At 47.7% G+C, this 25,663-nt stretch carries 20 protein-coding genes and 3 tRNA genes; 6 read left to right on the forward strand and 17 right to left on the reverse strand.

From position 1 onward, the window contains the following. Window positions 1–36 precede the first annotated feature (36 nt). The 6 genes from SD53_RS10280 to SD53_RS10305 all read right to left on the reverse strand — a co-directional run bounded on the left by SD53_RS10280 (window position 37) and on the right by SD53_RS10305 (window position 3,687). Window positions 37–110 (reverse strand) — tRNA-Cys (locus SD53_RS10280). A 15-nt stretch (window positions 111–125) separates the two neighbouring features. Further along, window positions 126–201, reverse strand: a tRNA-Gly gene (locus tag SD53_RS10285). A gap of 133 nt (window positions 202–334) precedes the next feature. Further along, complete coding sequence (pgsA, locus tag SD53_RS10290; RefSeq protein ID WP_046520155.1) at window positions 335–877, reverse strand: CDP-diacylglycerol--glycerol-3-phosphate 3-phosphatidyltransferase; 543 nt, start codon at window positions 875–877, stop codon at window positions 335–337. A 30-nt stretch (window positions 878–907) separates the two neighbouring features. Next, window positions 908–2,722 (reverse strand): excinuclease ABC subunit UvrC, encoded by a 1,815-nt coding sequence (uvrC, locus tag SD53_RS10295; RefSeq protein WP_046520156.1) that lies wholly within the window; start codon window positions 2,720–2,722, stop codon window positions 908–910. A gap of 24 nt (window positions 2,723–2,746) precedes the next feature. Next, the gene (gene uvrY, locus SD53_RS10300; protein WP_436197674.1) at window positions 2,747–3,382 is read right to left on the reverse strand and encodes a UvrY/SirA/GacA family response regulator transcription factor; all 636 of its coding nucleotides are present in this window, start codon (window positions 3,380–3,382) and stop codon (window positions 2,747–2,749) included. Between the two features lie 214 nt (window positions 3,383–3,596). After that, window positions 3,597–3,687: transfer RNA gene (locus SD53_RS10305), tRNA-Ser, on the reverse strand. Window positions 3,688–3,920: 233 nt separating this feature from the next. On the opposite strand from SD53_RS10305, the gene ansA reads away from it, so the two are divergent. Further along, the gene (gene ansA, locus SD53_RS10310; RefSeq protein ID WP_046520158.1) at window positions 3,921–4,934 is read left to right on the forward strand and encodes an asparaginase; all 1,014 of its coding nucleotides are present in this window, start codon (window positions 3,921–3,923) and stop codon (window positions 4,932–4,934) included. Window positions 4,935–4,999: 65 nt separating this feature from the next. On the opposite strand, the gene SD53_RS10315 is transcribed toward ansA, so the two are convergent. From SD53_RS10315 to SD53_RS10335, 5 genes are all read right to left on the reverse strand, one after another. Next, the gene (locus tag SD53_RS10315; RefSeq protein WP_052749341.1) at window positions 5,000–7,696 is read right to left on the reverse strand and encodes a DUF349 domain-containing protein; all 2,697 of its coding nucleotides are present in this window, start codon (window positions 7,694–7,696) and stop codon (window positions 5,000–5,002) included. Next, window positions 7,683–7,964 carry a YeaC family protein gene (locus tag SD53_RS10320; protein ID WP_046520159.1) on the reverse strand — a complete coding sequence of 94 codons (282 nt, stop codon included), beginning with the start codon at window positions 7,962–7,964 and terminating at the stop codon, window positions 7,683–7,685. The genes SD53_RS10315 and SD53_RS10320 overlap by 14 nt, the downstream gene beginning before the upstream one ends. A gap of 1 nt (window position 7,965) precedes the next feature. After that, the gene (locus SD53_RS10325; RefSeq protein ID WP_046520160.1) at window positions 7,966–8,292 is read right to left on the reverse strand and encodes a hypothetical protein; all 327 of its coding nucleotides are present in this window, start codon (window positions 8,290–8,292) and stop codon (window positions 7,966–7,968) included. A 96-nt stretch (window positions 8,293–8,388) separates the two neighbouring features. Further along, complete coding sequence (locus SD53_RS10330) at window positions 8,389–9,516, reverse strand: M14 family metallopeptidase (RefSeq protein ID WP_046520161.1); 1,128 nt, start codon at window positions 9,514–9,516, stop codon at window positions 8,389–8,391. A 155-nt stretch (window positions 9,517–9,671) separates the two neighbouring features. Next, window positions 9,672–11,123, reverse strand: a complete 1,452-nt coding sequence (locus SD53_RS10335) for a glyceraldehyde-3-phosphate dehydrogenase (RefSeq protein WP_046520162.1) — start codon at window positions 11,121–11,123, stop codon at window positions 9,672–9,674. A gap of 165 nt (window positions 11,124–11,288) precedes the next feature. Here SD53_RS10335 and SD53_RS10340 point away from each other — a divergent pair, with 165 nt between their 5' ends. Next, entirely contained in the window at window positions 11,289–12,083 is a 795-nt protein-coding gene (locus tag SD53_RS10340) for a DUF2989 domain-containing protein (protein ID WP_046520198.1), read from the forward strand. Here SD53_RS10340 and msrB read toward each other — a convergent pair. From msrB to malQ, 5 genes are all read right to left on the reverse strand, one after another. Beyond that, window positions 12,064–12,462, reverse strand: a complete 399-nt coding sequence (gene msrB / locus SD53_RS10345) for a peptide-methionine (R)-S-oxide reductase MsrB (RefSeq protein ID WP_046520163.1) — start codon at window positions 12,460–12,462, stop codon at window positions 12,064–12,066. The two genes, SD53_RS10340 and msrB, sit on opposite strands and share 20 nt — an antisense overlap. Window positions 12,463–12,577: 115 nt before the next feature. After that, a complete protein-coding gene (gnd, locus tag SD53_RS10350; protein WP_046520164.1) occupies window positions 12,578–14,107 on the reverse strand; it encodes an NADP-dependent phosphogluconate dehydrogenase in 1,530 nt (509 codons plus the stop codon). An 89-nt stretch (window positions 14,108–14,196) separates the two neighbouring features. Continuing rightward, the gene (glgX, locus tag SD53_RS10355; protein WP_046520165.1) at window positions 14,197–16,242 is read right to left on the reverse strand and encodes a glycogen debranching protein GlgX; all 2,046 of its coding nucleotides are present in this window, start codon (window positions 16,240–16,242) and stop codon (window positions 14,197–14,199) included. Window positions 16,243–16,244: 2 nt separating this feature from the next. Next, window positions 16,245–18,422: a 1,4-alpha-glucan branching protein GlgB gene (gene glgB / locus SD53_RS10360; RefSeq protein WP_046520166.1), complete on the reverse strand. Its 2,178-nt coding sequence runs from the start codon at window positions 18,420–18,422 to the stop codon at window positions 16,245–16,247. Window positions 18,423–18,585: 163 nt separating this feature from the next. Then, complete coding sequence (malQ, locus tag SD53_RS10365) at window positions 18,586–20,769, reverse strand: 4-alpha-glucanotransferase (RefSeq protein WP_046520167.1); 2,184 nt, start codon at window positions 20,767–20,769, stop codon at window positions 18,586–18,588. A 185-nt stretch (window positions 20,770–20,954) separates the two neighbouring features. Here malQ and gap point away from each other — a divergent pair, with 185 nt between their 5' ends. Both gap and SD53_RS10375 read left to right on the forward strand, forming a co-directional pair. Then, window positions 20,955–21,968, forward strand: coding sequence for a type I glyceraldehyde-3-phosphate dehydrogenase (gene gap / locus SD53_RS10370; RefSeq protein ID WP_046520168.1), 1,014 nt, complete (start codon window positions 20,955–20,957; stop codon window positions 21,966–21,968). Window positions 21,969–22,035: 67 nt separating this feature from the next. Continuing rightward, window positions 22,036–22,887, forward strand: coding sequence for a D-hexose-6-phosphate mutarotase (locus tag SD53_RS10375; RefSeq protein WP_046520169.1), 852 nt, complete (start codon window positions 22,036–22,038; stop codon window positions 22,885–22,887). Here SD53_RS10375 and SD53_RS10380 read toward each other — a convergent pair. Continuing rightward, on the reverse strand, window positions 22,884–23,288 hold the full coding sequence (locus SD53_RS10380; protein ID WP_046520170.1) for a hypothetical protein: 405 nt from the start codon (window positions 23,286–23,288) through the stop codon (window positions 22,884–22,886). The two genes, SD53_RS10375 and SD53_RS10380, sit on opposite strands and share 4 nt — an antisense overlap. A gap of 290 nt (window positions 23,289–23,578) precedes the next feature. Between SD53_RS10380 and ccoN the strand changes: the two genes are divergently transcribed. Both ccoN and ccoO read left to right on the forward strand, forming a co-directional pair. Then, window positions 23,579–25,009: a cytochrome-c oxidase, cbb3-type subunit I gene (ccoN, locus tag SD53_RS10385; RefSeq protein ID WP_046520171.1), complete on the forward strand. Its 1,431-nt coding sequence runs from the start codon at window positions 23,579–23,581 to the stop codon at window positions 25,007–25,009. 10 nt (window positions 25,010–25,019) lie between these two features. Further along, on the forward strand, window positions 25,020–25,661 hold the full coding sequence (gene ccoO / locus SD53_RS10390; protein WP_046520172.1) for a cytochrome-c oxidase, cbb3-type subunit II: 642 nt from the start codon (window positions 25,020–25,022) through the stop codon (window positions 25,659–25,661). Window positions 25,662–25,663 lie beyond the last annotated feature (2 nt).

A 25,663-nucleotide genomic window follows, 5' to 3' on the forward strand; every position in this document is an offset into this window, starting at 1 on the left:
ACAGCCAACAGCATTTCATCGTAAACCGACGTTAAATGGAGGCGGGTCCCGGAGTCGAACCGAGGTGGACGGATTTGCAATCCGCTGCATGGCCACTCTGCCAACCCGCCATCTGGCGTACAACTTGGAGCGGGCAACGAGGCTCGAACTCGTGACCTCGACCTTGGCAAGGTCGCGCTCTACCAACTGAGCTATGCCCGCTTCACACTGGCCATTCGCCGTAACACGAGACGCATTCTACTGGTTTATGCTTTTACGTCAACCACAAATTTATGCTTTTAAATTCGTTTGCTCAAAAAGTAGCTGCACTGCTGATTTTGCAAACTTTTTCCGTTTATTTACTCAGCGCTGGCCAGGATGCTTTTAAGTACACCAACATAGACCAGACCGTTAATAACGTAGCGATATACAGCAATGCCATACTCAGATCGGTCAGCCAGTCGACCGGTTGCCAAATTAAACCAATTAACGCCAGCATCTGAGCTGCAGTCTTGTATTTGCCCACCTCAGACACCGCCACCTGAGCCCGCTGGCCCAGGCCCGCCATCCATTCCCGCAAGGCCGAAATTAAAATTTCACGGCTGATCATAATAAAAGCCGGAATAGTCACCCACAGGGTTTGCATATCCACAGCTATTAACACCAAGGCGGCAGCCACCATTAGTTTGTCGGCAACAGGGTCTAAGAATGCGCCAAAAGGTGTCATTAATTGCATTCTACGTGCGATATAGCCGTCCAGCATATCTGTGATAGCGGCGAACCAAAAGGCAAAAGCAGCCAAAAAACGGGCGTGTTCCAGTTCAGAGTAGAAGCAGAATAGACAAACCGGGATCAAACACAATCGGAACAGAGTCAACAGATTTGGAATATTCCACATAACACTACGTCTCAAAGTCGGCACAAATTTTTAGTTATTGTGACATGCCTGGTAAATCTTTTCGGCCTGTTGCCTGGAAATTCCCGGTACTGTCGCGAGTTCGTCCACCGAAGCCTGCATCACGCCATGCAAACCTCCGAGGTATTGTAACAAAGCTTGTCGGCGTTTCTCACCTACTCCATCGATATTTTCTAACGGGCTTTTGATAATGGCTTTACCGCGTTTATTGCGATGGCCGGTAATGGCAAAACGGTGTGCCTCGTCGCGGATTTGTTGAATCAAATGCAAAGCCGGTGATTCAGAGGGTAAGGAGAAGCCTGCCGGGTTATCCGGTAAAATTAAGGTCTCTAAACCAGGCTTACGACTAGTGCCTTTGGCTACCCCAACCAATAACGGCTTTTTCGTAAAAGGCCAGTCAGTGAAAAAATTGATCGCTTGTGTTAACTGGCCCTGACCACCGTCTATTAAAATCAAATCCGGAATACGGCTTTCATCCGTCAGCTTGCCATAGCGTTTATTCAGGGCAAATAACATGGCGGCATAATCATCACCTGGGGTAATGCCTTCGACATTAAAACGGCGGTATTCGCTTTTGTTTGGCCCCTGCCCGTCAAACACCACACAAGAGGCAATAGTCGACTGCCCCATGGTATGACTGATATCAAAGCATTCCATCCTTTCTAACAACTCAAGCTTGAGTGTCTGTCTGAGCTCACGGTAACGGACTGCGACTTGTTCTTTCACCGAAAGCTTAGTGGCCGCCGCCAGTTGGGCATTTTTTTGCGCCAGGGCCAGATAGCGGGCTTTTTCGCCGCGTTTGGCATAGACAAAACTGACTTTACGCTGTGCTAATTCACCGATGGCCTGGGCAAGCTGCTCGTCATCTGCGATTTGTTCACTTAAAACCAGCTCCTTGGGCACCATTTGGCCACCGGCACCGCTTAAATAAAACTGCGCTAAAAAGGACGGTAGAATTTCTTCAGGATCAGAACCCGCAGGCACTTTCGGGAAAAAGTTTTTACTGCCCAGCACTTTGTGATCGCGAACAAAAAGTACATGGATACAAGCCACACCGTGCGACCATTCCAGTGCTATCACATCCATCTCTTCGTGATCACCGCTGACGTATTGTTGCTCCTGGACTTTACGTAAACTGATGATCTGATCACGAAACTGCGCCGCTTTTTCAAAGGCCATTTCGCTGCTGGCCTGTTCCATCTGCTGCACCAGTTGTTCAATCAACTGCTGACTTTTGCCAGATAAAAACAGTGAGGTGTTTTTCACCTGAGCGGCATAGTCTTCGTCAGAGATTTTTCCCACACAAGGCGCAGAACAGAGTTTCAACTGGTATTGCAGGCAAGGCCTGGTTCGGGCGCGGTAAAAGCCGTCCTCACACTGGCGAATAGGAAACACTTTTTGCAGCAGCTTTAAGCTTTGCCAGACCGCGCCAGCACTAGGATAAGGGCCAAAATACTGTCCCTCCACTTTACGGGGGCCGCGATGTGCGCTGATGCGGGGATGTTTATGGTTGGTGATCAAGATAAATGGATAAGATTTATCGTCCCTGAGCAAAATATTGTATTTCGGCAGGTACTGTTTGATCAGGTTATTTTCTAAGATCAGCGCTTCGGTTTCGCTTTGGGTGACGGTCAGTTCCACACTATGGATGTGACTGACCAAAGCCCTGGTTTTACTGCCGGACACATTCTGGCGGAAATAACTGGATAAACGCTTTTTCAGATCCTTGGCTTTACCGACGTAAATCACTGTCTCTTTCTGATCCAGCATACGATAAACACCAGGTAAATGAGGCGCAGTTTTCAGAAAGCTCTTGGCATCAAACATCGAATTTAAACATCATCAGGACAATTACAACTTTGCAATATCAATCATGCCGTGGCGCAACGCCAGGTGGGTCAGCTCCACATCACCACTGATCGCCAGTTTTTCAAACATTCGGTAGCGATAGGAATTAACTGTTTTGGCGCTGACATTCAGTTGCTCTGCGATGTCATTGACCTTTTCGCCACGGGTGATCATCAACATGATCTGCATTTCACGGTCAGATAACTCTTCAAAAGGATTCTGGTTACTGCTGGTGACACGGCTCATCGCCATTTTTTGTGCGACTTCCCCTGAGATATAACGCTCCCCTGCATGCACTTTGCGTATGGCACTAACCATCTCAGAGGGCGCGGCATTTTTAGAAATAAAACCAGCAGCCCCTAATTGCATTACTTTGGTAGGGACAGGCTCTTCACAAGACACAGACAACGCCAGTACTTTGATGTCAGGACAATAATGCAGAATACGTTTAGTGGCTGTCATACCGCCCATACCGGGCATATTCATATCCATTAACACCACATCCGGCGTTTGGGCACGGCAAAATTGAATGGCCGCCTCTCCGGAAATGGCTTCGCCTATCACTTTGATACCACGTTCGTCCATTAGTATACGACTGATGCCGGTCCGAACCAGCTCGTGATCATCCACTAATAACACATTTATCAATTTGAACTCTCCGGGGCCAAAGTTATCGTCTCTAGTCTAGCTGTATTCTGCCTGAGCATAAAGCAGAGACAGGATAAAGCTCAAGCCCTTCAGCACAGAAAGCGACGAGTAGCAGGACCTTAGTGGAGAAAAAGCAGAAAAAACTTATAAACCAATGGGATAGCAAATTTTAGACATAAAAAAACCACCTTGATGGTGGCTTTAATGGCGGAGGGGGAGAGATTCGAACTCTCGGAAGGCTATTAACCTTCGCCGGTTTTCAAGACCGGTGCATTAAACCGCTCTGCCACCCCTCCGCGTTGGACGTCATATTAGGGGGCCTGCATTTTTTTGTAAAGTGCTTTTCTATCGCTTTTCATTCGTTTGCTCAGCATTTGTGCAAAGTGGTCACTTTTTACTAGTTTACTGCCCCCTGGCACGCCATAAAGACCGAAATAACTGTTTACGCTGTAAGTAAATTGAACAAAACCTGACAGGCCTGCCACTGTTGATTACAATAGCGACACAACAGATCAGGACCTTCTCTGTCATGAATAAAAAACGAATTTATGTCGCCTACACAGGCGGAACCATAGGTATGCAACAATCCAGCAATGGTTTTGTGCCTGTCCCGGGCTTTTTATCCGATACAGTTAAAAACATGCCGGAGTTTTACCGCTCAGAAATGCCGGAGTTTGATATCCACGAATACCATCCGGTCATTGACTCGTCTGATATGACACCAGCCCACTGGTTGGAGATTGCCACTGACATTCAAAGTCATTATGCCGACTATGATGGTTTTGTCGTGCTGCACGGCACTGATACTATGGCTTATACCGCCTCAGCTTTATCTTTTATGCTGGAGGATTTAGCTAAACCTGTGATAGTCACAGGCTCACAAATTCCACTGGCGCAATTGCGCTCCGATGGCCAGGTGAATTTACTCAATGCTTTGTATCTGGCGGCTTACTACCCTATCGCCGAAGTCGCATTATTTTTTAATAATAAATTGTTCAGAGGAAATCGCGCGACCAAGGCTGATGCAGATGGGTTTGACGCCTTTGCTTCTCCGAACTTTTCACCGCTGATTGAAGCTGGTATCCATATCAATTTAATCGCTGGCCATTTGGCCTCAACCGCTGTGACCAAAGCCTTAAAAGTGGCACAGATCACCCCTCAGCCGATCAGCGTCGTGACTTTGTATCCCGGCATCAGTGCTGAAGTGATTAAGAATATGGCGGCCGCTCCGATCAAGGCGTTGATCATTAAATCTTATGGAGTGGGTAATGCACCACAGCAACCAGAGCTGCTCGAAGCTCTGACGGAAGCCTCAAAACGTGGCACTATTATTGTCAACTGCACCCAGTGTTTTAAAGGCAAAGTGAATATGGGCGGCTATGCCACAGGCAATGCGCTGCGGGCCTGCGGTGTGATCAGTGGCTACGATATGACACTCGAAGCGACCTTAACCAAACTGCATTATTTATTGAGCCAGCCTTTAAGCACTGAGCAGGTACGGCTTTTTATGCAACAAAGTTTGCGCGGAGAGTTAACTCTTTAACAGGCCGTGAGTGCGGATACAACAAAGCCAGCGAAAACGCTGGCTTTGTTTTTATCCACCCGGATTTATGCAAATACCTGTCTTAAACGTTGCAACAGGCTCTGCTCTTGTGGATGTACAGGGCCAAAACTTAACCAGCGTTTTAACAAAGCATCGACGGTCAGACTGGAACCTGTATTGTGTTTGTCGGATAGCAATTGTAATTGCACCTGCGCCTTATCTGCGGCAATACAGTCTTTACCGCTGATCAGCTCAATAGCAGTGGTCAGTTGCGCACGACTCCATTGCATTTCATTGCTTTTGGCAAAGTATTCACGAAAACGAGCTGGCAGTGCCTCTGCTGTAATCTCTGGGTCCGACAAAGCATCGAATAGCTGTTGGTAACTGGCATTCACAGCACTCTGCTGCACGCTATCCAGCTTCTGCTGGATTTGCGCCAGTAACTGCTGCTTTTGCTCTGATAACGCAGATTTTGCCGGCGGCTCTACAGCGTTTAATGCAAGCTGTGCTGCCTGCAATTGCGCTGCAGTCTCCGCCTGAGCCAGTAACGCTGCAATCTGGTTGAACTGAGATTCAACTTGTCGCTGTTGCTCTGCCCACTGTTGGTCCTGCTGCTGTTTTGCTGCAGTTTTATTGGCAAAAATCTGATCACAGACAAGCCGGAACTCAGACCAGAGTTGTTGATCCGCTTTACCGGCAAAGCCAAGCTTTTTCCAGTCTTGTTGCAGCTTTTTCGCCCCAGCCACGGCTTCATCGACAGACAAAGACACTAATTGTTGTGCTTTTTCAATCAGTAACTTTTTCTCAGCAAGATTGTTTTCATGCTGAGCACGAACCCGAGCTTTTAGCTGATCGACCAGCGCCTTAAACTGAGCTGAAAGTTGTTTATACAACGCAGACTCGGTGGGACCACTGTCACGCCAGCTTTTTTGCAATGCAGCCAGTTGACTGTCAAAACTCTTATCCAGAGGTTTTTCAAGCAGAGCGCTTAAGTCAGTCAAAATCTGCTGTTTCACCAGCGCGTTTTGTTTGCGTTGTTCGTCCTGCGCAGCAAAGTAGTCGCGACAAGGAGCAAAAGCTTGCTCACAAGCCAGATTAAAAGCCTGATTCAATTCAGCGTCCAGCGCCTCGTCAGCGCGGCCTAAAGTGAGCCAGGTGGCTCGGGCTAACTTAACCTGCTCGGCGCGTTGCGGTGGCGCCACGTCCGTGGCCACAGCCAAGGCTTGCATCTGTGCAACCAACTCCTGCTTACGGGGAGTTGCTATGTAGTTTTGCAATTCATTGAGTTGCTGTAATTGCTGCTCCGCGGCCTGGTAATCCTTTACCAGTTGTAGCTGCTGTGACTGACTCAGCCCGGCGTAGCTGTGTTGGATACCTTTAAACAAACCAAACAGCACTTTGTAGCGCCCAGCCTCGTACAAACGCCGGAATTCGGCGAGCTTAGAGCGCACTGATTTCAGCTCTTTCTCAGCCTGAGCGGCAAAGTCAGCCATTACTGGCTGCCACTGCGAACTGAGTTGTTGCTGCGCCTGCGCCAAAGTCTCAGGTAGCATAGTACCTAAGATTTTACGACCTTTGCTCCATTCCCGTTGCCACTGCAGGTACTTCGCTTCGATGTGTTGAAACTCTGCTGTATTGGCCGGAATAACAGCAGCCGACCAGTCGGCTAACAGGCGGGTCAATGCAAATAACTGTTCGGCCTGAGCAGGTAACTGCTGTAATTGGCGTTCAAAACTAACCAGAGCTTTTTGCAAGCCGGCCTTTACGCCTGCAGCTAATTCAGTTTGGGACACGTGCTGCTGCAAGGCTTCTGCTTCTGCTGCTAATGGCTCGGTTTCATCAAGCCGGCCCTCAGACATCAGTTGGGATAATTGCTGCTGCATCCGCTGCAGTTGGTGCTCGAACTGCTGCTGTTGCTGTTGCAACTGCGCCATTTTTTGTTGTTGGGCAAGTAATTGTTGTTGTGCTTTTTGCAGCGGCGCCCACGCGGCTTGCGTTAACGATGCTATTTTTTCAAATTTTTGGGTCAGTTCAGCGGCATCATCCAACAGCATCAGATCAGACTGCACAGCAGCCCACTCTTGCAGGTATTGCTGCCATTTTTGCTGCATCTGAGTTAAATCACCACGTTCACGCACTGCGTTCAATTTTGCTAACAGCAAGTTCACCGCTTTACGAACCTGAACCGGCTTGTCTTTCGCTGCTTGCTGTTGGTGTAATTGTTGTTTTAACTCGCTGGCTAACGGCTCCGCCAGTTGCTTGCTGAGCTTTTCTAACTGCTTTGGTTCCGTAATAAGGCTCAGCAACTGACGTTTTTGCTCAAGACTCAGCACATCCTGCTGTAAATTGCTCAGGATCAGATCATTTTTTTTCAGCCGCATAATCAGCGAGAACCGGATATCAGCGTCTGCTTCTGTTAACGCTAACTTTTCTAAAATACTGCTTCTGTGGCACTCTTCGATAAATTGGCGCTTCAACGGCGCAGCAATACGGTTTTCCAGAATCATCTGCACCAGTTGAGATTCAGCGTATTGTTTTAACCGTTCAGCACTGTCCTGTTTACTGGCTTGCCACCACAACGAAAATTCATTAAGTTTTTCTAACGCTGCACGTCTTACCGCTTCGTGGCCGTCGTTAAAAGCCAGTTCATGCAAAATTTCTTTATGCTGAGCATCCACACTCAACCCGGCAATGGCCTGTTGCCGTACAGCGGCGTCTTTGTGTTGCCATTTCGGCGCGAACCAACGTTTAAAGATCATCATGCGCAAACCTTGCTATCGAAGAATCCTGAGAAAATTGTTTTTTCATTTCGGCTTTGGATTTAATCACCATCTCTCCATCTGCACCTATAGTGTAAGGCTCAGTGGATTTGAGGACATAAGCCTGATAAGCCATCACCAGTTGCAGCGTATGTGCTTTTTGACTGTCTGACAGCGCAACACCATCAGCCCAACGACCTGTGGCTACTGTATCGAGCAGGGATTGGTAAGTTTCTGGCGACATCGCCAATACAAGAGCTTTGAAATCCATATTAATTCTTTCGCTTGAGATAAATCAGTCGAGCGCGGGCATAAATATACCAAAGGAAGCCAATGGCTATCATGCCTTTGGAGACAATAGCTTCATAGCCATCCGGCTCTAAAGCCCAAAAATACAGGAAACAAAAACCAGCTAAAAACAGGATCAGTGCCAACATGGACTGATTTAAAGCCCCCTGAATTTTCTTATCGAGACTTTGGACTGCCAGATGATGTTTTTTTTCTGCTGACATGCCCGTTAAATCCAATTGACAGTGCTGACAGCTTTGGCTTTTATCCGAAATCTTTTTCGCGCAACGTGGACAGGAAATAATTGCCATACTAAAACCCTCTGAAAGTTATGGCGCACTATAAAGCAAAAGAACAAAGTTGCAAGCCAGCCGAAACTGGCTTGCGGGATTGTAATTACGTATGGATTAACGCAGTTGATCAACCACGGCAAGCACTGCGACTAAGCTATCCTGCCCTAGCTTCATCGAGCGAACATCAGACCAGCCGTAATCGGAGTCCGGCAGATCCGCATTGTCCTTAAATGGCATTTCAACAGTGTAAGATAAACAGTTAAATTGTTCTGCCACCCAGGTCGAAGCGATCGTCAGGTTGGCCTGGCCTGGTGCATCCAGTTCATAACCAAATTCGGTTTGGAACTCAGGTGTGGCCAATAACAGCGCGTTTTTAAACGCAGTTTCCAGTTGTTGCATTTTAGCGTTGTACGACGGAACACCTTCAGCCCCTGCGACAAAATTGTACGGCAGGTTTTCGTCACCGTGCACATCCAGCAGCATATCTACGCCGGTTTCCAGCATCTGCTGACGCACTAAATACACCTCCGGACTTTTTTCCATGCTCGGCGATTGCCATTCACGGTTTAAATTGACACCAGCGGCGTTGGTGCGTAAATGGCCACGGACACTGCCATCCGGGTTCATATTCGGCACTATGTAAAATACCGCTTTGTCTAACAAAATACGAGCCACGGCATCGTCTTCATCCAGTAATCTGTTTAACATACCCTCAACAAACCACTCCGCCATCGACTCACCCGGATGTTGACGGGCGGTGATCCAGATTTTTCTCTTACCTTCTGCTGGCTCACCTACCACCAGCATACTCATGTCGCGGCCGTCCAGAGTCTCACCCAGCTCGACAATCTGCGCCATCCCCGAGCTTTGTGCAAAATGTAACAAGTCCATATGGCGCTCATAGCTGTATGGCGCAAAGTAGGCAAAATATACAGATTCGGCTTCTGGGTAATGGGTGATCACCAGTTGTTCATTGACCAGTTGTGTCTCGACTCTGAACCAGGTTTCTCTGTCGTATGAGGCCACCGCCTGATACCCTTTCCAGCCATCCGGGTACGCAGAATCTTTCACGTTCACAATACGGATGGTGTGAGGTTCAGTGCTTTGCGAATGTAAACGGAAATGGAACCATTGATAAAAGTCTGAATTGTGGTCTTTACGGATCGCCAGCTGAATATCGGCTGGATCGTCGGCTTTGATCACTTCAATATTTCCGCTGTCAAAATTACAGGTGATTTTCATAACATATCCACTTGGTTAGGTAACAGATGCTGCATTGGCTTGCAGTCTTAAAGGAGCGGCATCATAACACTATCCCCCTCGCACTTGAAGCCGCAGCACTGCTCCGCGCCATAACAAAAAGGCCGCTCTGAGGCGGCCTGGCTATTGATTGATTTTTATTTGTTGACCGGCAACGTCGGGTACTTAATACCCGCCATTTCATTCATGACACGAATGACCTGTGTGCTGTAGCCAAATTCATTGTCATACCATACATAAAGCACACAACGGTCGTCCTGCACTATCGTGGCCTGAGAATCGATCACGCCCGCATAACGTGATCCAACCAGATCACTGGATACAATTTCAGTGGAGCTGGTGAAATCAATCTGATCCTGTAACTCAGAGAACAGCGCGACTTTTTGCAGGTAGCTGTTCAACTCTTCCCGGTTGGTGGTTTTGTGCAAATTCAGCGACAAAATCGCCATAGACACATTAGGCGTCGGTACACGAATCGCGTTCCCCGTCAGCTTGCCCTTTAATTCAGGCAAAGCTTTAGCCACAGCGCTGGCAGCACCCGTTGAGGTAATCACCATATTTAACGGTGCTGCACGTCCACGACGCTCAGCTTTGTGGTAGTTGTCTATTAAGTTCTGATCGTTGGTGTACGAATGCACTGTTTCAACGTGGCCGTTTTTAATACCGTACTCGTCGTTCAACGCTTTTAATACCGGCGTAATAGCGTTGGTGGTGCAGCTTGCAGCAGACACTATAAGGTCCTGCGGCTGGATCATACTGTGATTGACACCATAAACCACATTGTGCACTTCGCCTTTAGCGGGTGCTGTCAGTAACACTTTGGCAGCACCTTTGGATTTAAAGTGAATGGACAGCTCTTTGTCGTCTTTCCAGATCCCCGTGTTATCGACGACCAGGGCGTCATGAATACCATAAGCAGTGTAATCCACCAGCTCAGGTGAATCGGCGTAGATCACTTTAATAAAAGTACCATTGGCTTTAATACCACCATTTTCTTCATCTACAGTGATGCTGCCATTAAATGGGCCATGGATAGAATCACGGCGCAGCAGACTGGCGCGTTTTTCTAAGTCGCCTTTACGACCACCACGCACCACAACAGCACGCAGACGTAACTTACTGCTTGGACCTGAGCGCTCCAGCATCAGCCGGGCTAACAAACGACCAATACGACCGAAACCATAAAGCACTACATCTACAGGTTTGATTTGATCATCACGATGTAATATTTCAGCAAGCTGATTATCCAGATACTGCTGCAAACTTTGACCTTCGCCAGCGTTTTTGTATAGATAAGCAAAAGCCAACTTACCAATATCGACACGGCCTGGAGCCAGGTCCATCTTAGCAATAGCTTCTAATACCGGAAAACTTTCTCTTAAGCGTAACTTCTGTTGTTCAAAACGTTCGACTGTTTTATGCGCCTTGATAATATCAATAGTCGTTGCGTTGACCAGAGGACGACCATAAACCACAACTTCAATGCCTTTATTGCGATACAAACGACCTATAATAGGTTGCATGTTCTCAGCGTACTCCTGGCGCTCCTGCCAGCTGCGTTGATACTGTTCTTCGTGTGATAGAGTCATGGTTTCGCCTTTTACGTCTTGTAGGTTCAGAGGTGTGCCTGTGGTCATCGCCACATTGAGGCAGGCGCATTGTAATTGAACATGTAATACTACGACAAGAATTACAAAAAGATTTTTTCTGAATTCTTCGTTATGCTGGCGGCAGAAAAGATGAATGAGATACTTATGAAATATTTGGTACTAAGCATGAGCCTGGTGTTGCTCGGAGCCTGTTCTGACGGTGAAGTTACCTTACGCTCTGTCTGTGAAAAAGAGCCTGGGCTTTGTAACGACTTAAATGACGATTCCCACTGTAACCTGCAACGCCGGGATCTGATCATGCAGCGCTTTGAAGAAAAGCATCTGCCCTCCGACAAAAACAAATATCAGTTGCTGGTCGACTTTGAGAAATACTCAAAATGTATTGAGCTTGCTGCAGGTATTGAGCATATCAAACTGAAGGAAAAAACCAGTACCCGAATGATAGGCTATATGACCAGTCTGAGAGAAATTAAACGACTGAGTGATGAGACCGTCAGTTCAGATGATCCCTATCTGCTGTATTACCATTGGTCTCGCAATAAAAGTGACAGCCACCTGCAACGTTTCCTGCAGGCAGAGCAAGAAAACCGGCTGGAAACACCTGAACTGCAAATGGCTCTGGTCAGCTATTACAGTAAAAGAGACAGAGAAAAGAGTATTCAACTGTTACATCATGCTTTAGAACTGTATCCAGCGGAACCGACAGTGGATCCAGAAATATACGCCTCACTGACCAGTATGTTTTACAAGAAAAAAGATTATGCCAGTGCCTACCACTGGGCCTTATTGGCTCAGCAAAGCGGCGCCTTTAATGTAGAACTGCAAGAGTTAAAAATTTATCTGGAGCAAGCTCAGCTTGATCACGAAAAAATTAAAGACGCCGCCGAACATACCTTAGCTCAGCTACAACTGGGACATTTTACTCCGCCGAAATTTTAACATCCGGGTGGAAGAGTAATGACACGGAATTGACACAATAACGTTGCCCGGTTGGAGCCGGGCCGTCGTCAAACACATGACCTAAATGCGCATCGCAGTGCTGGCATAAAATCTCAATACGGTTCATGCCAAAAGAGCTGTCTTTTTCATACCTGACCTGGCCTTGGATAGCTTTGCTAAAAGATGGCCAGCCGCAGCCTGAATCAAATTTGTCAGCAGAATCGAACAAAGGTTGCTGGCAACATACACAGTGATAACAGCCAGTTTCGTTGTTATGCAATAAGCGACCACTAAAAGGATATTCAGTGCCCTTTTGTCGCGTCACTCTGTATTGCTCATCAGTGAGTAACAGACGCCATTCGTGTTCTGTTTTTTTCATTCATTACTCCAGGTCAAAGTACAGGCAGCAAAACAAAAAACTGATGCGCTGTTCAACAGCAGTTTATGCCGACAGTACTCTTTATACGTAAAAAGCTCCTTGCGGAGCTTTTTATTTACTTAATTTTTTGCATCGTCCTGTCGGTATGACTCCAGTCAACGTGAAAAGTTTTGCCTTTGGCTTTGTCGGTCCGCTCGAAGGTATGAGCACCGAAATAATCCCGTTGTCCCTGCAGTAAATTAGCAGGCAGCACAGCGGTACGGTACGAGTCATAATAGCTCAGAGCTGAACTTAAGGCAGAAACCGGGATCCCGGTCATAGCTGCTTCTGCCACAGCCCGACGCCAGTTCATCTGATTGACAGAAATCTGTTTGGAGAAAAACGGGTCCAGCAATAAATTCTGCAAGTCGTCGTTCCGCTCGTAAGCTTCGGTAATAGACTGCAAAAATACCGCGCGGATGATACAGCCTGCGCGCCAGATCTTGGCTATTTCCGCAAAGTTCAGTTGCCAGCCGTGTTCTGCCGCTGCGGTTTTCATCAAATCAAAACCTTGCGCGTACACACAGATTTTTGCGCAGTACAGGGCGTCATGTAGCTGTTTGATCATCTGCTCAGCGCTTTGGTTGGTGCAATGTTCACGCACCGGACCAGACAATAAAGTCGACGCAAGTACCCGCTGATCTTTTAAAGTCGACATCGAACGGGCAAATACAGCTTCGCTGATCGTAGGTGCAGGACAACCTAATTCCAGACTGCTGACTGCAGTCCAGAGCCCAGTACCTTTTTGCCCTGCTTTATCCAGGATCACATCCACCAGCGGCAAGCCAGTTTCTGAATCTTTAGTCGCCAGCACTTCGGCGCTGATTTCCATCAGGTAGCTGTTGAGAATGCCCTGATTCCACTCTTTAAATACCTTGGATATCTGCTCAGCACTCATACCAAGCGCATCACGCATCACCTGATAAACTTCACAAATAAGCTGCATATCGGCGTATTCGATACCGTTGTGCACCATTTTCACATAATGACCTGAACCACCAGGCCCAATGTAAGTGGCACAAGGCTCGCCTTCAATAACAGGATTGCCCGGCTCATGTCGCTCCAGTGGACGACCCGTGGTCGGATCCACTTTGGCAGCGATGGCACGCCAGATAGGTTCGATTCGGGTCCAGGCATAAGGATCACCGCTTGGCATTAACGAAGGACCAAAACGGGCGCCGACTTCTCCCCCTGATACCGCAGTACTGAAGAAAATAAACTTGCCTTCGTAATGTTTTTCGCGGCGTACCGTATCTGTCCACAGGCTATTGCCGGTATCGACGATAATGTCATCCGCCTGAATACCGGCATCAATCAGTTTTAAACAGACATCGTCGACAGGTTTGCCGGCTGGCACAGATAAAATCACTAAATGGGGAGCAGATAAACGCGACAGCAGTTCGGTGTAAGAGCTACAACTGATCACGCGGGCGGGTTGATCGCCCCGTTCAGCTTTGTCCTGTGCTATCACAGCTTCCAGTTTTTTATGGTCTAAATCAAAAGCGGCAACCCGATAACCGTGATCAGCCAGGTTTAAAATGAGGTTCTTCCCCATCACACCTGCGCCGACAAAACCTATATCACATAATACGGATGTCTCAGACATTTGATTTTCCTTTTAAAATCCGGCACTGCAAAAGTGGCCGCGATTATACTGGAAAACTGCGGATAAAGAAAAAGCTCAGCAGAAAAAACTCAGCTCCAAATGGATAAAGATCGCTCGCTTTGCAGATAACGTGTTCTTGTTGCTGCTTTTTCCGGCGGTTCACCTGTCTCGTATCTGGTATCGATCAACAGCTGCCAGCTTTTTTTCGGCAAATCTACCTGCAGCACCTGATCACCCGCATTGATAATCACCAGCAAACTGCGATGGTCTTTTAAATGCTCAATCACGAAAATACAGTTGGTCTTGTAGGGATCTGTCCAATCCTCGTCCTGCTTAATGCTGCTATCAGCCAGATACCAACTGACCTGATGCTTATCACCGTGCAACTGATACTGGTCGTCCAGCAAAGACAGTTGCTGTAAACAACTAAACTGCTGACGCAGACGGATCATCTTTTTGACAAAACTCAGAAACTGGGTCGCCTGGTAATCCAGTTGCCAATGCAGCCAACTGATTTCATTGTCCTGACAATAGGCGTTGTTATTGCCCTGTTGACTTTGGCTGAGCTCATCGCCGCCCAACCAATGCACTATGCCTTGGCTCAGCATCAGAGTTGCCACTAAATTGCGCTTGTGCTGATATCGTTTGTGCAAAATTCCGGCATCATGAGTGGGACCTTCCACGCCATAATTCAGACTTAAATTGTGGCCATGGCCATCACGATTCTGCTCTGCATTGAGCCAATTATGCTTGTCCTGATAGGACACCAGATCCTGTAAGGTAAAGCCATCGTGGTAGCTGATGTAATTCACACTGCAACAAGCCGGTTTATGGTGTTTCTGAAAAATATCGCGGGAGCCCAGTAAACGGGTGGCAAATAGTGGCAACTGCCCCGGATCCTGCCGCCAGAATGCGCGAAAAGTATCCCGGCATTTATCATTCAGTTCCGACCAATGCGCCGGAAATTGTCCGAGCTGATAACCAAAGGGGCCTAAATCCCAGGGCTCTGCGATTAACTTCAGTTGGCTCAGCACCGGGTCCTGCGCTATCACCTGTAAAAAAGTCGCGTAGGCGTCAAAGCGCTTATGTTCGCGGGCTAAGGTTACGGCCAAATCAAAGCGAAAACCATCTACCTGCATCTCTGTTGCCCAATAGCGCAAAGCATCCAGCACTAAACGCTGGGTCATGGGATGAGCCACGTTAAGTGTATTGCCACAACCACTATAATTGCAGTTGTGCTGGTAGTCGGTAATATCCGCGTGATTTTCAAACAGGTAATAATGTCGGTTCGCCAAGCCTCTGAAACTTAAGCGGTAATCCTCAGCTTCTGCCGTGTGGTTAAACACCACATCCAAAATAACTTCCAAACCATGCTGGTGATAAGTGCGGACTAATTCTTTAAACTCGGTGACGGCATCATCCACCTGATAGCGGGCATCTGGCGCAAAAAAGTTAATGGGGTTATAGCCCCAATAATTACTCAGTTTCAGCTTTTCTAACCGGGGCTCACTCATAAAACTGGCGATGGGCAATAGCTGTACTGTGGTAACGCCCAGATCCGTTAAATGGCGAATAATGGCAGAGTGACACATGCCCTGATACTTGCCTCTGAGCTCTTGCGGTACGTCAGGATGCAGTTTGGTCAGGCCTTTGACATGAGCCTCATAGATAATGGTTTTTTCGCGGGGAATGGCAGGTTTTTTCGCATTTTGCCAGTCAAATTCGGCGGTTTTTAATACAGCCTTAGGTACCATATAGTGACTATGCGCCTGATAAAGCCGCTCATTCCAGACCAAAGCCCGGTTTAATTGTTTAGCATAAGGGTCTATCAGCAAACGACCACGCTCAAAAACCAGGCCTGAACTGGCCTGACAAACCCCATCAGCACGCAAACCATACAAAGTACCTTGCTCAATACCTGTCAGATGCAAATGCCACATTTCACCGGTGCGGGCGAAAAACTCGATTTCCGCCAGAGGCTCTTCGGTATCAGCACAAAATAAACATAACCACAGTGCAGCAGCATCGGGGGCGTAAACAGCAAAGTTCCAACTGTCTACACCGGTCTGGCTTGGACCGGGTGGATAAGCACAACCTACAGAGCTGACCCAGTGATTTTTGTGTTCTGTGTCCATACTCACGTTGCTTTTCTTCTCAGATACAGGGTCGATAATGGTGGTAAATCCAGTTGCACCATGTAGTCTAGGCCAAACGCAGCGGCGGCAAAGGCTGGCAGATAATCACCCACCGGATAATTGCTGCCCCAATAGTATTCGCTGTCGGTGTTGAGGATCACTTCATATTCCCCCTGCTCCGCTACAGACAAACGAAAGGCGTTGCGGGGGACTGGCGTAAAATTACCAACCACGTACACCGCATTGCCTTGCCTATCCAAACGGTAAAAACTCAAGGTACTGTGTTCGGCGTCCTGATAATTGATCCAGCGAAAACCAGCAGCGTCGTGATCCAATTGGTACAACGGTGGACAGGCCTTATAGGTCAGGTTTAAATCGCGACATAGCTGTTGAATGCCTTTGTGTTTCTCAAACGACAATAAGAACCAGGGTAACTGTTGGTTGTGATCCCACTCAGTGCCCTGGCCAAACTCATTGCCCATAAAATTCAGTTTTTTACCCGGATGAGCGAACATAAACGCATAGTAGGCTCTCAGATTCGCAGCTTGTTGCCATTCATCACCGGGCATCTTGTTGATAATACTGCCTTTACCGTGCACCACCTCATCATGCGACAATGGCAGTATGAAGTTTTCGTTGTAGGCGTACACCATAGAAAAGGTTAAATCGTTATGGTGAAACTTACGGTAAGCCGGGTCTTTTTTAATGTAACGCAGCGTGTCATTCATCCAGCCCATGTTCCATTTAAAACCAAAGCCCAGCCCGCCCAAATCCACTGGCCGGGTAACGCCATCAAAAGAAGTGGACTCTTCTGCGATCATCATCGCTTTGGGATACTGCCGATAGACTTCAGTATTTAACCAGCGTAACAGACTGATGGCTTCGTAGTTGTGATTACCACCGTCGATATTCGGTACCCACTCGCCATCCCGACGGGAATAATCCAGATACAACATGGACGCAACAGCATCAACACGCAGCCCATCGATATGAAAGTAGTCCAGCCAGAACAATGCGCTTGCAACTAAAAACTGACGAACCGGATCTTTGCCGTAGTCATAAATGCAGGAGTTCCAGTCCGGATGCCAGCCGCGGCGCGGATCCTCGTACTCATACAAGTGGCTGCCATCAAACCTGGCCAGGCCATGGGCATCTTCCGGAAAGTGTGCTGGAACCCAATCTAAAATCACGCCAATTCCGGCCTGATGACAGGCATCAACAAAAGCCTTGAACTGATCGGGTGTGCCAAAACGTGAGGTTGCGGCAAATAAACCAAGCGGTTGGTATCCCCAGGAGCCTGAATAAGGATGCTCCATCACCGGAAGCAACTCAATATGGGTATAGCCCATATCCAGCACATAAGGTATAAGCTCAAGCGCAAGCTCAGTGTAGGTTAAAGGTTCACCGTGTTGATTGTGCTTCCAGGAACCGGGGTGCAGCTCGTAAATACTCATGGCTTCGTGATAAGGTTCAACAGAACGTTCCTGCCATTTCTGATCCTGCCATTGATACTTCGAGTGATCAAACACCAGCGATGCATGAGAGGGATACTGTTCCGCGGCGAACGCCAGTGGGTCCGCTTTATGGGGTAATAAATTACCAAAACTGTCCTTGATTTCAAACTTATAACGCACACCAGCGCCTATCTGTGGCACCACCAGCACCCAATGGCCACATTCTGTCCGCTGCATCGGATGACGTCTGCCATCCCATTGATTCATATCGCCAATCAGGCTGACGCTGGATGCATTAGGGGCAAAGACGGCAAATCGGGTGGCCTTGAGTGTTTTTTTACCCAATGATAACTCGACCAGTTGCGCACCCAACTGCTTGTAAAGGTTTTCAGGCTTAGTGTGAACAAAGTGCACCGCATAATAAGCCTGTTCTTTGAATTGATAAGGGTCGACCAGCTCGTAGCTGTGATGGTGTGGTGTTTCAATCAGGAAATAATAAGGACTGGCCTTTCGTTTGGCTGGCAACTCAAGTTCAAACAAACCATGTAACACAGGCTGAGCCGTCATGTGTCCCAGGGATTTTCGGCTCGCATAATCAAAGACTTCCACTTTGGCTGCATCCGGCAAATAAGCCCGGATCATCAAGCCTTTGACTGCACTTTTTTGCCAGGACAATACAGAAAACGGAGACGAACAACTGGCAGAGGCTAACTGAGTTACGGACATGAACTATCCTTTTGATTTTTTTACCGTCTTGTTTTTTAAGATAACAAATTAGACTAAAACTGCCATCGGGTTTTGGCAGTTTTATAGCCAAATTATTTGCAGCCATAACTCCAGTGTTGCTACGGCTGCAAAAACTCAGCGTGATTTACCTGCGTTGGTACAATTAACCGCGACGCAAGCGCGTCAGCTCTTGTAGCAACTCATTGACGTTGTGTTGCTGTGCCAGTTGCTCTAAAGTCATGGTCAATTTACGACGCCAGTTTGGATACTCGTCGCTGGTGCCAGGGATATTGACAGGTTGTGTCATCTCCATCCAATCTTCTAACTGCAAACACAACAACTGACTAGACCCTTTGGCAACATGACGCTGAATCGCATGACTCAACTCGGTAGTCATACCCACATGATCGACGTTGTGGTCAAAATTCGGACTTAACATCTGGTGACCATGCAATGAATCAAGTATTTTTTGTTTATCTTTGTGACGGGATTCAAACAGACCCGGCAGTTGATCATCACGGTACAGTCCTACCTCCTTGCCTAAATGCAAATCGCCACAATGCCAGTAGCCAATTAAAGTAGGCATGTCATGCGTGGTTAATGTTGCCATGGCCTGAACAGGGTAATGCGCCGGCGACACATATCCGCCATCTTCAGCTTTTTCGAAGAAAAACACCCGGTAAGAATACATGCCATATTCAGCCAGAATGTCACGAATGCCGTCCGGTACAGTGCCTAAGTCTTCCCCTATCACCACCACCTGATGGCGCTGCGATTCCAGCGCTAAAATACCCAACAAATCCTGGATCGGGTAATAGACATAAGCACCATCTCCGGCACTCTCAGCCCCCTTGGGTACCCACCACAGACGCAGCAAAGCCATGACGTGATCAATACGCAGCGCACCGGAGTTTTGCATATTAGCCCGGAATAAATCGATCATAGGCCGATAGGCTTGCTGGAACATCTGATAAGGTAACATCGGAGGTAAACCCCAGTTCTGGCCTTTAGGTCCTAAAATATCCGGTGGCGCACCAACGCTGGCACCACGGCAATACAAGTCCGGGTTGCCCCAGATTTCTGTTGAGGCTTCGCTGACCCCAACCGCCAAATCGCGGTACAAGCCTAATAACATGCCCTGCTGTTTGGCAAACGCCTGAGCTGCAGCCAATTGCTCGCGGGCGATAAATTGCAGATAGCAGTAAAAATCCAGTTCATCGGCATGGGCTTTGGCAAAGGCCAGCACTTCATCGCTATCAGGTTTTTGCCAGGCTTGCGGCCAAACTGGCCAGCCCCAGGCATGGCTATCTTTTTGGATCAAATGGGCATGAATAGCGTCATAAAGCGCCATTTGTAATAAACTTTCACCAGATTGTTGTTTAAATACAGAAAAAGCGTGCGCCAATTCTGCATGTTCAGACTGATGTTCAATAAACCATTGATACAAGGCTTTGAATACTGGCAGTTTCAGGCGGGTGACCGCCGTGTAATCGACCCACTCTGCAGCGCGTGCAGCCGCGAGCTGTTGCTTAAATCCTGGTGCATTGATCAGTTGTTGCACCTGCTTGCACTGGTCAAAACCAGGCATCTGTGGTGCAGCCAGGTAAATGATGTTTAACCAGCGCCGTGACGACGGACTGTAAGGACTGGCAGATTCCGGCATAGCAGGATACAGCGCATGAATAGGATTCAAGCCGACAAAATCAGCGCCTTGTTGCGCTAAATGGCCGAGCAGGAAACGCAAATCAGCAAAATCACCTATGCCCCAGTTTTGCTCTGAGCGCACACAGTACAATTGAACGGAGACGCCCCATTGTTTTTGCTTGTTAAATTCGGCTGGCTTGAAACAGGCTGATGGCGTGATGATCAGGGACTGCACAAACTCCAGCTCACCCAGCGTCAGGCGAACACTGTGGTAGCCCTGGTCGAGCAGAACAGGTAAAGTCCATTGATATTGTTGATATTCTTCCCCATCGAATACCACCACCTGATTTAAATCGGCGTCCTCTGTTGCGGTCAGAGTAAAACGATGCGTTTTGCCTTGTTCAGTCGTTAACAGCAGTTCTAATGCGGTATTGGCCAGTGCTATCGGTAATTTCAACTGAATATGGGTATCCTGACCAGCTTTTTGCACCGATACAGGGTCCAGCATCTGTTCCCAGTGGTCTTGCTGGCGCTCCAGCAATTGCTCACGCGCCAGAGCCTCATTATCCACGGCAAAGCCTTGAGCGGCCAATAAAGTAAGTAAGTTTTTCTCTGCGACTTCTGATTGGTTGCCCCATGCGTCGGTAAATTGTGTTTCTATGCCTGTAAAGGCAATCAGATCAGAAAGTAATTGTTTGTCCATAAAGGCTCCAGCGACCTGCTTTTTGCTCGGAAAAGTAAATGGTTAGGAAAAATTAACTACCACAGTCTACTCCAGATTCAAGACCCGGATTAAGAAAATACGAATGCATAACTTTTTTGCACTTGAAAAGCATGACAAAAAATGTAATTTTATTACAGAATTAAATTACAGTCTGGGGATAGGTTATGACAATTCGTGTAGCAATTAATGGTTTTGGCCGTATCGGCCGCAACGTTTTACGCGCTTTATATGAATCAAAAAAGAATTACGACATCAAAGTTGTAGCCATTAACGATTTAGGCGATGCCGCTATCAATGCCCATTTATTGAAGTACGACACAGCGCATGGCATTTTTTTCGCTGATGTAGAACACTCAGACAAAGCTATTTTCGTTAATAAAGATGAAATTCTGACCTTAAGTGAACGTAGTCCGGCGAACCTGCCGTGGGCCGAGCTTAACGTAGACGTGGTGCTGGAATGTACGGGCCTGTTCACCAACCGTCAGACTGCAGGCGCTCACTTAACTGCTGGTGCGAAAAAAGTCATTATCTCGGCTCCAGCCAAAGATGTGGACGCCACTGTCGTTTACGGCGTCAACCATGATGTTATTACGAAAGACATGACCATCATCTCTAACGCATCATGCACCACCAACTGTTTATCTCCAATCGCCAAGCCGTTAAACGATGCTTTAGGCATTGAATCAGGCTTGATGACGACTATTCATGCTTATACCAACGACCAGCGTTTAAGTGATGTGTACCACACTGATGTGCGCCGTGCCCGTGCTGCGGCGATGTCAATGATCCCAACTCAAACCGGCGCCGCTGCTGCTGTTGGTTTGGTTGTACCGGAGCTCAAAGGCAAATTTGATGGTTTAGCGGTGCGTGTGCCGACGCTGAACGTGTCATTAGTGGATTTGTCTTTTATCGCCGGTCGCCACACCACAGTTGAAGAAGTCAACGACATCATCCGCAAAGCTGCAGCACAAAGCCCGATGAATCAGGTGTTGGCAGTCAACGACTTGCCATTGGTATCCGTGGATTTTAACCACAATCCTATGTCCTCTATTTTTGATGCCAGCGAAACCCGCGTCAACGGTCGTCTGGTGAAAGTAATGGCCTGGTACGACAATGAGTGGGGTTTCAGTAACCGTATGCTGGACAATACTGTTGAACTGATGAAATTTTCAAAGTAATTTAAACACCCTTGACAGAGGCGGCTTTTGAGCCGCCTTTTCTTTCCCCAAAATTTGAGATCAACAAATGACCAGCAACGCTATTACGCAGCTTTCCGGCTTTGGCCAGTTAAAGGATTTGCCTTGTTATGTACTTAGGTGCGGCCAGGCGAGTGCTGTCATTAGTCGCTATGGTGCGCACCTGCTTTCTTACAAGCCAAAGGCAGAGGTTGAAGTTATTTACTTATCGCCTGAGGCTGTCTGGCAAAACAACACCCCGATCAGAGGGGGCGTTCCTGTGTGCTGGCCCTGGTTTGGTCCGGCCGCGGCAGAATTTAACCCTGCAGCACAAAAATTGCCGAATCATGGTGTAGTGCGCACTGAACTCTGGCACGTCGTGAAAGAGTCAGTCACAGAAGCCGCTGTCAGCATTGAATTACGTATAGCAAACAAAACCTTGCCTTATGCCAACGCACCTTCTTATCTGAGTTTAACCCTACAGCTCACCGAAGAGGCTTTAACTCTGAAGCTAAACTCGGATCAGGGGGTACAGCAGGCTGCATTGCATAGCTACTTTAACGTAGATTCTGTGCATCAGGTTTGCGTCAGTACTTTAGCAGGTGATTATCTGGATAAGCTCAAAGCTGGTGAGCGCTCTGTACAACGCCAGCCCGAGCTGAAGTTCACCGCAGAAGTTGACAGGGTTTATCTGGATACGGCTGCTGAGCTGACCTTACAACAACAGGGTTCAGCGGTGCAGATCACTCAGCAAGGCCATGATGCCAGTGTGCTGTGGAATCCATGGGCAGAAAAAGCGACCGCCTTAAAAGATTTACCTGATTTAGGTTATCTCGATTTTGTTTGTGTCGAGACCGCCCGTCTGAGCCTGACCAATACAGCCCCACTGCAACTGGTACAACAGATCCGCTATCTGGGTTAGTCAGGCCAACTGGAGTAAAAAGGCAGCAACAACAACTTTTCCCCTTGGGTGGCATGAAGCAGTTTAAGCTGCAATTGCCACTTCATCTTAGGCTGACTACAGGCTCCTAACACCATTTCAGTCGTATAAAGCTGTGGTTGGGCAGCAACAGCCTTAAACGACAAAGGTATAATGCCCATACTCATCGACAGACCTGTCACCTCGGCCTGTTTAATCTGCCAGCCGTCTGCCAATTTCACTGTCCAGCTCAAAACCTCTTCAACCGGCGCATCAGCCGGGCTTAAACTAACGCTGACGTTTTCGTCTTGGTGCAATTGCAAGACCTCGTTCTGCGGTATAGCGCTTTGATCTGAGCAGCCCGCAAGACAGAACAAATAAAAAGCCAGAACAAGCAATCTCATCTGATCATTTTCCGTAAATAAAGGCAGGCAAGTGTACCCTCTCGTCGCTATGAAACGCAAAACACTGCTGTAATTGGTTATTTTGCGACCAGCAGTATTGTTCTACATCATAAAAGCGGCTGTTTTGCCTATCTTTTTCAAGGCAAAACTCGTATTATTTCGCCCCAAAATGGTTAGGAGTTTAGTTGCTTTGCACGTTTTGGAGGCTGCTACACTGTTAATCAACAATAAGAAGGGTCACCTTAGGGTGAATTTTTAATCACTAGCAATAAACTGCAGCGGAACTCAACATGAGCCAGACCAAATCGTTAAATGTTGACTACAACTATACCGTTGTCCGCCTTTTTGCCGTCACCACAGTTCTGTGGGGTATTGTCGGTATGGGGTTGGGTGTATTACTTGCGGCGCAACTGTATTGGCCCGCACTTAATTTCGACACGGCATGGTTTACTTACAGTCGTCTTCGTCCTCTTCACACTAACGCAGTAATCTTCGCCTTTGGTACAAGTGCCCTGTTTGCCACATCTTATTACGTGGTGCAGCGTACCTGTCAGGTCAGGCTTTTTGCAGAAAAGCTGGCGATGTTTACTTTCATTGGCTGGCAAGCAGTCATTATCGCTGCAATTATCACCTTACCTCAGGGGATAGGTAACAGCAGTAAAGAATATGCTGAATTGGAGTGGCCAATCGATATTCTGATTGCCTTGGTGTGGATTTCTTACGCTGTGGTGTTTTTTGGCACGCTAGTCAAACGTAAAACCAGCCATATTTACGTGGCCAACTGGTTCTACGGTGGTTTTATTATCACTGTTGCTGCCTTGCACATCGTCAACAGTATGGCTGTGCCTGTATCGCTGACTAAGTCTTACTCAGTCTATGCCGGTGCTGTCGATGCCATGGTGCAATGGTGGTACGGTCACAATGCGGTAGGTTTCTTGTTAACTGCCGGCTTCCTGGGGATGATGTACTACTTCGTGCCGAAACAGGCTGGCCGCCCTGTGTACTCCTACCGTTTATCTGTGGTGCACTTCTGGGCTCTGATTGCTTTATACATTTGGGCTGGTTCCCACCACTTGCATTACACTGCCCTGCCTGACTGGACTCAGTCTGTAGGTATGGTGATGTCAGTCATCCTGTTTGTGCCAAGCTGGGGTGGCATGATCAACGGTATCATGACCTTATCTGGTGCCTGGCATAAACTGAAAACTGACCCTATTTTGCGCTTCCTGATTGTATCTCTGTCCTTCTACGGTATGTCGACTTTCGAAGGCCCGATGATGGCGATCAAGTCAGTAAACGCTTTATCGCACTACACGGACTGGACTGTAGGTCACGTTCACTCTGGTGCTTTAGGTTGGGTTGCCATGGTGTCTATCGGCGCTATCTACCACCTGATCCCAAACATTTATAACCAAGGCCGGATGTACAGCATCAAGCTGATTAACACCCACTTCTGGTTACACACTATAGGCGTGGTTCTGTACATTGTTGCTATGTGGATCAGCGGTATTATGCAAGGCATGATGTGGCGTGCAGTCAACACAGACGGTACTCTGACCTACAGCTTTGTACAAAGTTTGGAAGCCTCTTACCCGTTCTACCTGATGCGTTTTATCGGTGGCTGTTTTGTCGTCGCTGGTATGCTGGTCATGGCGTACAACGTTGTGAAAACTATCAGAGCGAACGATGGTGCTCTGGAACCAGTAGCTGAAGCAGCGTAAGGAGCTTATTGTGTCTAAAAATTATCATGAAGTTTTTGAGAAAAGTGCAGGCTGGTTAGCTATAGGTACTGTGCTGGCCATCAGCTTTGGTACCCTGGTTGAAATCACTCCTTTGCTGTTTTTAAAAGAAACCACCGAACCTGTAGACGGCTTAAAACCCTATACAGCGCTGCAACTGGAAGGCCGTGACATTTACATCCGTGAAGGATGTGTTAACTGTCACAGCCAGATGATCCGTCCGTTTCGCCATGAAGTAGAGCGTTACGGTCACTACTCTGTTGCCGGTGAAAGTGTCTGGGAACATCCATTCCTGTGGGGTTCAAAACGCACAGGGCCTGATTTAGCCCGTGTCGGTGGTCGTTATAGTGACGATTGGCACTATGCCCACTTAATCAACCCACGTGACGTTGTGCCTCAGTCGAATATGCCTGGTTTTCCATGGCTGGCGACCAATACGCTGGATGGCGAGTTAACTCCGAAGAAGATGGAAATCATGAACAAGTTAACGAAAGGCAAAATGCCGGCAAACGATGAAGACGGTGTGATGTACTCTGCCGAAGAAATCGCTGCAGCCACTGAATCAGTCAAAGGAAAAACAGAGATGCAAGCTCTTATTGCTTATCTGCAATCCCTTGGCACAGCGCTGAAGTAATA

It is taken from the genome of Rheinheimera mesophila (genome assembly GCF_000986865.1).
Lineage (GTDB): Bacteria > Pseudomonadota > Gammaproteobacteria > Enterobacterales > Alteromonadaceae > Pararheinheimera > Pararheinheimera mesophila.